Genomic DNA, 11541 nt, shown 5'->3' on the forward strand with positions numbered 1-11541 from the left:
GGGCTACGGGTGGAGCGGCCCAATCAGGTCTGGTGTGCTGACATCACCTACATCCCGATGCGCCGTGGCTTCCTCTATCTGGTCGCCATCATGGACTGGTATACCCGCAAGGTGCTGGCCTGGCGGATATCCAACACGCTGGAAGCCGACTTCTGCGTGGAGGCTTTGAACGAGGCGATCCATAAGTTCGGCCCGCCCGAGATCATGAACACGGATCAGGGCAGCCAGTTCACGTCCTTCGTCTGGACTGACAGGCTGAAACGGGTTGGCACCCGGATCTCTATGGACGGCAAAGGGCGCTGCATCGACAACATCTTCATCGAGCGCCTGTGGCGGTCCCTGAAGTATGAATGCGTCTATCTGCACGCCTGGGAAACCGGATCGCAGGCACGGGTCGGCATCGGGCGCTGGATCACCTTCTACAACCACCAACGCCCTCACACTGCCCATGGCGGCCAACCGCCCGCCGTGGTCTACTTTAACCGCATTGAAACCGATCAGCAGGTGCAGGCAGTAGCTTAAACAACCCGGAAAGCTGTCCAAGAGTTGGGGAGTAGCTCATCCAGTTGCCGCTGCATGTCGTGAATCGCCAAGTTGGCCACGTCTTCGAACCGCTTGGTGACGACGGGCAAGCCGTGTTTTTCACGAAACTTGTAGTCGAGGTACTGCTCACGTGCCACTCGCTTGGCGTCTTCAAGGTCACCCTGAGCCGTACTGACCCGCACCCAAATGCCGCCAATCTGAAACGTAGCCTGCCAACGACGGGTGATTGGACGACGGTAAACCTTGACCGCCCCGTCCATCAGCACATGCGTTTCGTCGTTGAGTTTGGCCATACTGTGCGCTCCGCTGTATTGCACAGTATGGTTGGCGTGTTGGAATGTCAGCCGCTAATTACCTGGCTGCACTCGAGGAGCGGCGTTTAAAGTGGGAACTGCCACCAACGCGGAACGTCAACATAGTTGTTGTACCGCGTCTCCACAGCACCCTTTCGTTTGGCTTCGAGAAGCGTTCTTGGGCCGCCAAAATACCATTTCATGCCTACCCTCAGTTGATCATCCGACTCTCTATCAGAATCCGAATAGTTCGAATGGAGGTAAGCTGCGGTTACCGATGCATCCATGCCAGACACATTCTTAATGAAGTACTCGCCAGTAATGCCAATAATGTTCTCGTGCCAATCAGAGATAAAATCATGCTGAGAAGTTTGGTGAGCGGCACTCACTCTCACTGCAGCGTCATCAGTAAAGAAGTACTCTCCCCAAACCTCGTAAGTCTGATCGTTGCTGCTGATAGAAGTGTTCACACCTGAGATGCTGTTTGTGAAGGTCATGTTTGCACCTACGGTGCTGATGCTATTGAGATAAGTTTCACCGAACACACCGATCGAGTTAAAGCGATGATCATACCATGCTTTAATGCCCCCTGTTTCAATGTTAGCACCAATCAATCCGAGGGATGGGTCACGCCAGAACGCTGCCGCACTCAACATGTTTTGATTGTCTGTGTCCCAAACTGGAGCTGAGATACTTGATCCTAATGCATAGTCTGCAATACGGCCAGTAGCCTGCAGGCTTAGACCACTCGGTAGCACAATTTGCAGAGCCCCGCTGATCGATTTTCCGCGCCAAGGCCCCGCATCGTAATCACCATTATAGTTTCCAGCGGTGCCTCCAACTGCAAAATATCCATTGAGCACGTATGGTGTAGACTCTGCAAACGCAGCGTCGCAGGGCCACAAAGCGGCACCAATTGCGCACGAAACAAGAGGAAGCAATGCGCCTGCCGTAGCTCCGGTCGGTGCTTGGAGTCTATTCGTTGACGGTATCGGGAGCGTCTTTGCCATGCCATTTCCTAAATGTCTGGTTTTCGGCGTGAAGCCGACCTTGTGGCCAAGCGATGTTCATTGAAGTTTTGCGCGATAATTGGCGTTCACTGTGAGCCTGTCAATGTCCACTTGCGGCCTGCTTATGGGTACATAGATGGCGGACGCATCCCAATAGGATCGCAAATTCTCTCGTAGCCAAGTTTTCGTTGTACGTCGAGCGTGCCTCTTTTTGCTTTTTGGCGTGGTCGCCCTAATGTGCATGAAAGGAAGGGGGCGCAGTGCCTCACCCATTGCCCGGGAGCAAGCTATGACCAAAGCTATCGAGACCGCAACGGGACTGTTCCGTCGGCTTGGACTTGCCGTTATGGCTTCCGCCTTAATCCTGAGTACTGTCCCCTCACATGCAGACACAAACTTTGTTCGCATTCCAACGCAATACATTGCGGCATTGGGCGATCCGCAGGCCTCATCAGGCACCGATGCCGAGACTTGGGGTCTTTGGGCGATTGATCCCGGCCCGCGCGGTGTTTATCTTGAAGACTATGCAGATTTGGTCTCGAATGCTGCTGTGGCCCCGGACGGCTGGAAGCTTGATCCTACCGCTTGGTGGCTCGAAGAATATGGCCGCCTCATGGAAGCTCCTAGCTTTCCGCTTCCAGCTGGTCAGTATGTTGTGACCGGTGGGCGAGATGTGGCCTCAGTGCTGACCGTGGAAGCACCTGACGCTATGGGCAAGCAGGCCTGGAGCCTTGCCGACGGGGCCAGCGTTTATGACGTTACTCATCTGGGATGCCGTGCCGCGCTGTACACGGAAAAGGAAGCAGGCAAAGCCTGCACACCAGATAAAGCGCCCATCAGTGTCTTCCCCATGACCCCCCTCGACGTCATGCCCGCCGTCGAGGGCTGCAGCAAGCAGGACTATCAGGTGCTGATCGTAGTCGGGATGGTCGTTGAAAGCTGAGGGTTCCTGCCAAAGCTTGCCACCTAGTCGGCTATCGGCTTTTGGGGTTAACACGTCATGCCACTGAGTTTCCAACCCAAGATCGGTGAGTGACGCAAGCCGCGATCTGGTGGCTGCTGCTCCCCAAGAGCAGTGGAACCTGACTGAGATTCAATGCTGTTGCCATGTGGTGGGCGATAACGAGGTGTTGTGCCTAAGCCATTGAGAACACTATGTTCATAGGCTGTGTCCCAACCACCGTTTTGAGCAAAGTGACGCCAGCCACACCAACGCACCCAAAACTGTGCTATAACTTTGCAGCGCATACACCCTGAACTGTACGAAGCGAATCTCGTCGAGTCTTTTGGATTGAGTGGTGCACATCGCCGAAATCCAACCAGAGACACGTGGATTTTGAAGGCAAGGGAAAAAGTAAGGCTCTGATTATATCTATGTAATTTAACGATTTTTGAAGTATGCGAAAAAAACTGTGTCTTGGGGATTGGACTGCCCCCAGCGCCGGAAATATTCGTGCCAATGGACCCGAGGCCCTCAATGTACCAGCTTAACATGGACCACTCGATGGGGGCAGTCCACCAGAGCGCTTCAGGGCTTCGTGATAGGCGGGCCAAATCTTGGTTCTGTGGGCTAGGGGGGGGCTACTCATGCCCTCCAGCCACTTCGCTGAATTCTCGAAATGAATCTCTCACGTAATTTGTGCAACAGAGCCACTGAACGAGGCCCTCGAACAATGGCGCGGAAGACCTTTCTTGGGGGGCGATGATGCATTGCATAACAATTTCGAGAAGCTGTTGCACGGGCATGTAGACAGGCCACGGCGGGTCTTGGTGCAGTCCGGAGAACGACTCCTTTGACAAGTGCGGCTGGCCTCGGCTAGTCTGCGCAAACGATTGCGCAACCGTTCCGCCGTTGCGGAACCAGACCCGGACATGCTCATATGGCGTTGGATCACCAGGCAGATTTCGTCATTGCGGGAGCTGGGCACAACAGCCTTGTGACCGCATGTTATCTGGCTGCGGCCGGGCAGAGCTGTGTCGTCATCGATGTCCGTGACATCCCGGGCGGCGGTGCTGCGACGGAGGAGATCCTGGGGCCAGGGTTCGCCTTCGACACATGCTCGACAGGACACACGCTGATCCTTCAGAACCCGATCATCCGGCTGGACGAGTTGGGTCTCGTCGCGCGGCATGGGCTGACCTACATCGATCCCGATCCAGTGGCCCACGTCGCGCTTCCCGATGGCGAACAGATCACCATGTATCTGGACGCCGAGCGGACGATCGCTGAGTTTGCACGCTATTCAGAGGCTGACGCGGAAAGCTACCGGCGCCTTCTGGCCGAGTTCGACGAACTCCGCCCCCTTCTGGCTAAGGCGCGGGCCTTTCCGGTCGGCTACGGGCCATCCCTGAGGGACCTCCTGAAGGAGCATCCTCGCGGCGGCATCTGGGCGCGTCGCATGGCGATGAGCGCACGCGACGTGATCTTGGGGGAATTCGTTTCACCGCATGTGCGTGCCTTTATGGGATGGATGGCGTTCCAAACCGCCGTGCCGATCGACCAAGCGGGGACGGGACTGCTGGCCTACCAGATCATCGCGCCCCGACAGGCCCGAAGCTGGTCGATCCCAAGGGGCGGGTCCGGGCGGCTTATCGACGCTTTGGTGGGCTATCTCAGGGCTCGGGGGACCGAGTTCCACCTTGGGACAAAGATCGGCGGACTGATCCTCGAGGACGGACGTTGCGTTGGCGTCCGCGCGGAAGACGGACGGATCTTCCGGGGCCGCAAGGGCGTCGTTTCGACCATCCATGTTAAGCACCTTGTGGACATGGCGCCGCCCGACGTCTGGGGGGAGACGTTCCGTTTTGGGGTGAAAACCTACAACGTCGGCGTTCCCTTCTTCGCCTCCTACCTCGCGACCACGGCCCCGCCGGTCTTTCAGACGCCGCGGGGTCCGCGCACGGCGGTTTCGGCGGGCTACGCGGGCTGGATCGAGGATCTGGTGCAGTCGGGCCGCAACATCTATGACGGGCGCTTCTCGGACGATATCGCCTGGCTCCTGGTCGCCACGCCGTCGCTTGTCGATCCCGGGCGCGCGCCGGCGGAGCACCACACGGTGAAGCTACTCACGCACACTGTATACGATCTGCCGGGCGAGGGACCAGACGGATGGGCCGCCCGGAAGGAGGCCTATACAGACAGGCTTTTGGCCACGCTGCGCCGGTTCTGCCCCGGCTTCACCGACGACGTGATCCTATCGCGGCTCACCAAGTCGCCCGTCGATATCGAGGCCGCCAATCCGCACATGATCCACGGTGCGCCGCATGGCGGCGACCGTTCCGCCACATTTTCAGGCGAGCAGCGCCCGGTGCCTGGATGGGCCGCCCACCGGATGCCGATCCCGGGGCTCTGGCAGACGGGGGGGACGACCCATCCAGGCGGATCGATAACCGGCTATCCGGGGCGGAACGCAGCCCGCGTGATCCTCGGCGACATCGGGATTGATCCAGCGACGGTCATGGCAACCTGATCTGTTGGAACGCAACGAACAATCGGGAGGAGACCTAGTCTGGGACGCAACTTCACCTCGGCCGAGTTGTAGGAAGCGAGCAAGCGGCTCGATCACCAGCAGACCTTCGCGCGGATGCGGAACACCGCTACTATCTCGACACTGTCTACGCGCAGTTTTTGCGCGCCGAGTACTAGCGCACTAGCGTCGTGACCACCACCAACCCGAGCTTCGGGGAATGGACCTTGGTGTTCGGTGATGCAAAGATGACCATCGCCTTGCTCACCGCTGTCACATCCCTGAAACCGGAAATGACAGCCTTCGCTTCAAAGCCACTTCGGCCGCTGTAGCCCGCAAAAAAGCCGACAAACACCCCATTGACCCCAGCATGAACCGGATCCCATAACCAAACGCGGCTCACATCTCGACGAAAAAACTGACTCAAATCTGAGTGAAAATGAACATTCCACAAGATTTTTCCCCCGCTAGACGAACCTCTGAAGACTCAGAAAAATCGCCTCCAAGGCGCGAACAACTCGCCGCGATACCCCAGATTCAGGTCGCGCGGTGAAAGGCTAAGTCAGGTGAGCGCTACACCGTGTTCTGCCACAACGTTCACTTACCGTGCTCCGAACACTCTTGTGCGACCGCAATCGCATTCTCTGTGTTCTAAACACTGTGTTCACGGTCAGTGTTCTTGACACTATGTGCCAAGCACACTGTCCCAACAGCACCCCTAAACCCTGTGTTCACCATAGTGCTTCCAACCACACCAACGCACCCAAAACTGTGCGATGACTGTGCGATGCAGGCACCAAAACCTGTGCGATGCTTATCTCGCGTATTTTGGCGATTTAAGTGGTGCCCAGAGCCCGAATCGAACCAGCGACACGCTGATCCTCAAGACTTGCGGCACAAATAAAAAACTGAATTTAATGGGATAACTTAGAAATTTTTGCGGTGTGCGAAAAAATGTGCAATGGGGCTTTGGTCGGCGACATGGAAATTTACTATGGTCAACACAGTAAACTCACCACAGTCCTCCACCATAGTAAACAGCCCACAGTCCTTGCCCCACAGCAGGCTTGATTGGCAAACAACCACGACCGCAGAAGTGGACTGCCGCTAAAGTGTTGACCCATTCGAAGAATTTCGATGATCTATTGGATGGCATATTTCTATTAGGATGGGTGTCTATATAACTCTTGTGAGAATTCAAGGCGGCATTTCCAGGTGCTTGCGCGATCTAGGGTCAGGACCCATCGATCTGATTGAGACTGCGATCGCTGCGTGATTCAAGGCCCCCGAGCTGAGGGGGTGATCATGAGCAGTCTATTCTGGCTGACGGACGAGCAGGTGGAGCGGCTGAGACCGTTCTTTCCAAAGAGCCATGGCAAGCCGCGCGTCGATGATCGGCGGGTTTTGAGCGGCATAATCTTCATCAATCGCAATGGTTTGAGGTGGTGTGATGCGCCTAGGGAGTATGGTCCACCGAAGACGCTCTACAACCGATGGAAGCGGTGGGGGGACATGGGTGTCTTTGCCCGGATGATGGAGGGGCTCGCCTCCGAGGGCACCGAGCACAAGACCATCATGATCGACGCGACCTATCTGAAGGCGCACCGCACGGCTTCAAGCCTGTGGGCGAAAAAGGGGGGGCCGATGATCAGCGCGGGCGCCTGATCGGGCGCACGAAGGGCGGGTTGAGCACCAAATTGCATGCCGTAACCGATGCGAAGGGGCGTCCGCTGAAGTTCTTTATGACCGCAGGCCAAGTCAGCGACTACACCGGCGCGGCAGCACTGCTGGGCAGTCTGCCCGCTGCCGAATGGATGCTCGCTGACCGGGGCCATGACGCCGACTGGTTTCGGGACGCGTTGAAAGACAAGGGGATACGCCCCTGCATCCCCGGTCGGAAGTCGCGCGGAAAGGCAATCCGCCACGACAAAAGACGGTATCGGCGTCGCAACCGGATCGAGATCATGTTCGGTCGATTCAAGGACTGGCGCCGCATCGCAACCCGTTACGACAGGTGCGCCAAAACCTTCCTCTCCGCCGTCGCCCTCGCCGCAACCGTAATCTTCTGGCTTTGACGACTAATGAGTCTGGACCTTAGACTTGGCTTGACGGCAAACTGACACTAAGGCGCACACGGCACACGCGAGGTGCCCGGCAGCACCGACATGTTTGGCCCTCAGCGGGCTCTCTTCAATGTCTCAAGCAGCGACTTCGTTCAGTCCCGCGCGAAGCGGCCGCATGATCTTCATTCGAGCACCCTGGGCGACTGCAGCGATCTTTGTGGCCTGACGACCGGGGCAGGCAAGGCGCGGGGTAGCGCCATGACCGTCCATCAAGGATCCATCGTTGGTACAAGCACAGGAGTTCGATGCACGGGCAACAGCCGGCAAGCTGACTGCCGCACTTGACGTATCTGTGAAGAATGCCTAGGTCACATGTCAGCGACCGGGCCCCTCTGACAGGTATCATAATACCTGTGATGTCGGCGCTGATCGACCGGGTTCGTTCCTCTTCCAAGACATGGCCCGTCAAACACCAACGAACCAACTCGGGGATACCATGGATTTTCTCTTTGTCGAAGTGATCAGCAAACCTCTGTGGCTTTGGCTGATGTTCCTTGCGATTGTCGTCACCCTGATGATCTTTGACCTTGGCGTGCTGCACAAGGAAGACCACGAGATCGGCGTCGCCGAAAGCCTGAAGTTGTCGGCATTCTACATCACGATAGCGATCGCTTTCGGTGGCTACATCTGGTGGGCCTGGTCGAGCGGCACCCTTGTCACCAGCGACGGAACCAACCCCGTCGCCGCGTATTTCCAAGGATACATCATCGAGAAGGTCCTCTCGATAGACAACGTCTTCGTCATTTCCCTGATCTTCGGCTATTTCGCCATTCCACGGCAATACCAGTACCGCGCGCTGGTCTGGGGCATCGTCGGGGTCATCGTCCTTCGCGGCATCATGATCGCGATCGGTGCGGAACTGGTGTCGAATTACAGCTGGATGACCCTGGTTTTCGCGGCGTTCCTTGCCTTCACCGGGATCAAGATGCTGGTGGTGAAAGAGGGCGACACAGACGTCTCGAAGAATCCGATGGTGGGCCTCGTGTCACGGTTCATGAACGTGACCAAGGAGTTTCACGGCCAGAAGTTCTTCGTCCGCCAACCGCATCCCGTAACGAAGAAGATGGTGCTGTTTGCCACGCCGCTCTTCGTGGCTTTGGTCGTGATCAACTTTGCCGACGTGATCTTCGCGGTCGACTCCGTGCCTGCCATCTTCCTGATCACCACGGACACCTTCATCGTCTATACCGCCAATATCATGGCGATCCTTGGTCTGCGTGCACTCTACTTTGCACTGGCCGCACTGGTGCACCGCTTTCACTACCTGAAGTATGCATTGGCCCTGGTCCTGGTGTTCATCGGGTTGAAGGGCTTCTACAGCTACTTCTTCGGCAAGTTCGACCCGTACCTGTCGCTAGCAATCACCATCGGGATCATTGCGTCCGGCATCTTCTATTCGCTGTGGAAGACCCGGAACGGCGCGCAGGAGTCCACGCACTCGTCGTGACATGGGGCCTTTGTGGCCCACCGCCTTTGCAGGCAAGACGACAGGCCGCCCAGCCCCAAGGCCTTGGGCGGCTTTCGCATTTTGTAGGCGACCCTATGTTTTTGGGTCAGTTTCGGAACAGTCATCTTGTCGGCGCGGTGCAGTTTCGCGGGTCTTCAAGAATTGCGCGAGATCAGTATTCGAAATGCGCCAGCCCTTGCCGATGTCGATGGCACGAAGCGCGCCGGACTTGATCCATTGCCGAACCGTGGCCTCGGCCACTTCCAGCCTTTCGGCAACTCCCTGCACCGTCTGCTATCGGTCCTGCGGCATGGCTTCCTTCCTCGCGCTGATGCCCAAGGATACTCACTTATCATTGTGTTTGATTGATTTGGATCAAGGAAGGGCGCGTCATCATCGGGCAGGTTGGCGCAATCAGTCACTTCGGTGCGCGGATGTCTTCCCTGCGTCCCGGTGGCTGGCCAATGCTGTTCCCAGATGAGGACCGAACCCATGCCCGATCGCATCGCCTATCTGCCGCTGAACACATATCCGGAAGCGGCTCCGGATCCGGCGATCCTGGCGGCGTTCGACTTTGCAGCTTCGCTGGGCTGCGCATTGCATGTCTCGACATTCGCGGTGGACGTTCCACAGACGGCATCGCCGATCAGTGGCTTTATCATCAATGTCGAAGGCTTGGCGCGCGCCACGGAAGATCGCAGCAAAGCAGAGTGCGAACGCCTGGAAACTCTGATCAAGGGGGCGGTACGGCCCTCAGTGAACCTGTCGATTGGCAAGCATACAGTGATGCTTGGCGCAGCCCCTGACGCCGCCACCACTGAGGCGCGCAGATTTGATCTGGCAATTCTGCCCTGGTCAGCCGAAACACTCTCGGCGCATGACATGGCGCAAGCACTCGTGTTTGGCGCGGGTGTGCCGGTCATCCTTGTGCCTCCGTCCACCGCAGCGGGTGCCATCGCTCATATCGCTGTTGCCTGGGATGGAAGCCGGGTGGCCGCACGGGCCTTGTGCGACGCCCTGCCGCTCCTCGCTGCAGGGGGCCGTGTGTCGGTTGTGACCGTGCAAGACGAAAAGTCGCTCAGCGGCTCCGGTATAGCTCATGCACTTGCGGCGTCCTTGAAACGACGGGGATACGCCGCCAAGGCAGTCAACATCGCTCTTGATGGCCGAACGATCGCGACGGCGCTTCAGGACACTGCCCTTTCAGAGGGCGCTCAGCTTCTGGCGATGGGGGGCTTCGGCCATTCCCGGCTTCGCGATTTCATCCTGGGTGGTGCGACTGAGGGCGTTTTTTCAGATCTGCGCCTGCCGGTTTTGCTCTCGCATTAAACTGGGTGGCAGGTTGGGCTGAGGAGAAAGGGTTTCAAGGCGAATAAGCGAAACCGCAGTCATGTCTCATGACCGCTCTGCGCCCAAAGCTGCCTTTGCGGCACATGTTTCGCTGGCGCAGAAAAAGGGCGCCAGCTGTTGGAACTCTGCAGGTAAGGATACATGCCACGCTTCGGCGTGAAAAGCTTCAGCAGTGAACGCACAGGGACCATATCTCGCCCGGCCGGGACACCCCTGGCTTCGAGGTTCTACGCTGCCACAATCGGCATCAAGCCCAAATCGTCTTACGAGCACATGTCTGGCAGCAGCAAACCCCGACGCCGTGTTACGCCACCGATAGAAGACGCTGTGTTAACACAGCAAGCTGGAATGGTGTGTTGCCACAGGGAGAGACGCACAGAGCGGGTCGTGCGGTTCGGCTGTGACAGTCGCCCATGCTAAAGCAGGCCCTTGCCAATCCTTCAGCATCCTACCCCTGATCCCGCGCCGCTCCCCCAATAAGCACAACCCACCCCCAGCGACTGCCAAATCCCACTACGGCCTTCAAATGCTCTGGTTGAGACTGTCAGTACAGTAAGCCTGTGTCGCGCAAGCAACGATATTGTCACTCGCAAAGTCAAATGTCGTCGCTATTTCTGCGGCTTTGGCATCCAAGAACTTCTACTCGTCCATTACAGTGTTCTTCACCGCGTCGGAACCGACAAACACTGCCAAGATTCGAACTGGTTCAGCGCCAGTGTTCGTGCCGTTGTGGTTGGTTCTGAACGCTTCAATCAATGCATCATTCTTCAAAAATACTTTGGTGCCGTCAGGCCCATAATCCACGGTCAGTTCACCGTCCAAGATCATTGCGAACAGCGGCGCTTCGTGTTTGTGCACTCCAGTGCTTTCACCGGGTTGCAAGGTTACAATTGCCGCTGTGATCACAGGTTTACTTGAAGGATTGAGCTACTCCCCAACTCTTGGACAGCTTTCCGGGTTGTTTAAGCTACTGCCTGCACCTGCTGATCGGTTTCAATGCGGTTAAAGTAGACCACGGCGGGCGGTTGGCCGCCATGGGCAGTGTGAGGGCGTTGGTGGTTGTAGAAGGTGATCCAGCGCCCGATGCCGACCCGTGCCTGCGATCCGGTTTCCCAGGCGTGCAGATAGACGCATTCATACTTCAGGGACCGCCACAGGCGCTCGATGAAGATGTTGTCGATGCAGCGCCCTTTGCCGTCCATAGAGATCCGGGTGCCAACCCGTTTCAGCCTGTCAGTCCAGACGAAGGACGTGAACTGGCTGCCCTGATCCGTGTTCATGATCTCGGGCGGGCCGAACTTATGGATC

At 57.3% G+C, this 11541-nt stretch carries 10 protein-coding genes and 2 pseudogenes; 7 read left to right on the forward strand and 5 right to left on the reverse strand.

The window, feature by feature from the left end:
* A partial coding sequence (locus AC72UB_RS13080; RefSeq protein WP_505187962.1) for an IS3 family transposase occupies nucleotides 1–522 on the forward strand: 522 nt, incomplete at its 5' end.
* Here the strand turns inward: AC72UB_RS13080 and AC72UB_RS13085 are convergent.
* Nucleotides 519–836 (reverse strand): hypothetical protein, encoded by a 318-nt coding sequence (locus tag AC72UB_RS13085; protein ID WP_505190178.1) that lies wholly within the window; start codon nucleotides 834–836, stop codon nucleotides 519–521. The two genes, AC72UB_RS13080 and AC72UB_RS13085, sit on opposite strands and share 4 nt — an antisense overlap.
* A gap of 86 nt (nucleotides 837–922) precedes the next feature.
* Entirely contained in the window at nucleotides 923–1699 is a 777-nt protein-coding gene (locus AC72UB_RS13090; RefSeq protein WP_505190179.1) for a hypothetical protein, read from the reverse strand.
* Nucleotides 1700–2135: 436 nt separating this feature from the next.
* Here AC72UB_RS13090 and AC72UB_RS13095 point away from each other — a divergent pair, with 436 nt between their 5' ends.
* From AC72UB_RS13095 to AC72UB_RS13115, 5 genes and pseudogenes are all read left to right on the forward strand, one after another.
* Nucleotides 2136–2789, forward strand: a complete 654-nt coding sequence (locus tag AC72UB_RS13095) for a hypothetical protein (protein WP_505190180.1) — start codon at nucleotides 2136–2138, stop codon at nucleotides 2787–2789.
* Between the two features lie 937 nt (nucleotides 2790–3726).
* Entirely contained in the window at nucleotides 3727–5316 is a 1590-nt protein-coding gene (locus tag AC72UB_RS13100; protein ID WP_505190181.1) for a phytoene desaturase family protein, read from the forward strand.
* 176 nt (nucleotides 5317–5492) lie between these two features.
* Nucleotides 5493–5701, forward strand: a pseudogene (locus AC72UB_RS13105) (ATP-binding protein); the annotation flags it as partial.
* Nucleotides 5702–6618: 917 nt separating this feature from the next.
* A pseudogene (locus AC72UB_RS13110) lies at nucleotides 6619–7388 on the forward strand (IS5 family transposase).
* A 484-nt stretch (nucleotides 7389–7872) separates the two neighbouring features.
* Complete coding sequence (locus AC72UB_RS13115; RefSeq protein ID WP_505190182.1) at nucleotides 7873–8883, forward strand: TerC family protein; 1011 nt, start codon at nucleotides 7873–7875, stop codon at nucleotides 8881–8883.
* Between the two features lie 93 nt (nucleotides 8884–8976).
* On the opposite strand, the gene AC72UB_RS13120 is transcribed toward AC72UB_RS13115, so the two are convergent.
* Nucleotides 8977–9171 (reverse strand): helix-turn-helix domain-containing protein, encoded by a 195-nt coding sequence (locus AC72UB_RS13120; RefSeq protein WP_505190183.1) that lies wholly within the window; start codon nucleotides 9169–9171, stop codon nucleotides 8977–8979.
* Nucleotides 9172–9375: 204 nt separating this feature from the next.
* Here AC72UB_RS13120 and AC72UB_RS13125 point away from each other — a divergent pair, with 204 nt between their 5' ends.
* Complete coding sequence (locus AC72UB_RS13125; protein ID WP_505190184.1) at nucleotides 9376–10212, forward strand: universal stress protein; 837 nt, start codon at nucleotides 9376–9378, stop codon at nucleotides 10210–10212.
* A gap of 660 nt (nucleotides 10213–10872) precedes the next feature.
* Here AC72UB_RS13125 and AC72UB_RS13130 read toward each other — a convergent pair.
* On the reverse strand, nucleotides 10873–11139 hold the full coding sequence (locus AC72UB_RS13130; RefSeq protein WP_505190185.1) for a cupin domain-containing protein: 267 nt from the start codon (nucleotides 11137–11139) through the stop codon (nucleotides 10873–10875).
* A 56-nt stretch (nucleotides 11140–11195) separates the two neighbouring features.
* The coding region (locus tag AC72UB_RS13135) for a transposase (RefSeq protein WP_505189145.1) at nucleotides 11196–11541 on the reverse strand (346 nt) is incomplete at its 5' end.

Source organism: Allotabrizicola aquatica (SeqCode), from assembly GCF_965194375.1.
GTDB lineage: Bacteria > Pseudomonadota > Alphaproteobacteria > Rhodobacterales > Rhodobacteraceae > Tabrizicola_A > Tabrizicola_A aquatica.

Excerpts from the sequence above, each read along its gene's own strand:
- AC72UB_RS13115 (WP_505190182.1), top strand. The coding sequence starts at position 7,873 with ATGGATTTTCTCTTTGTCGAAGTGATCAGCAAACCTCTGTGGCTTTGG.
- AC72UB_RS13095 (WP_505190180.1), top strand. The coding sequence starts at position 2,136 with ATGACCAAAGCTATCGAGACCGCAACGGGACTGTTCCGTCGGCTTGGA.
- AC72UB_RS13100 (WP_505190181.1), top strand. The coding sequence starts at position 3,727 with ATGGCGTTGGATCACCAGGCAGATTTCGTCATTGCGGGAGCTGGGCAC.
- AC72UB_RS13125 (WP_505190184.1), top strand. The coding sequence starts at position 9,376 with ATGCCCGATCGCATCGCCTATCTGCCGCTGAACACATATCCGGAAGCG.
- AC72UB_RS13085 (WP_505190178.1), bottom strand. The coding sequence starts at position 836 with ATGGCCAAACTCAACGACGAAACGCATGTGCTGATGGACGGGGCGGTC.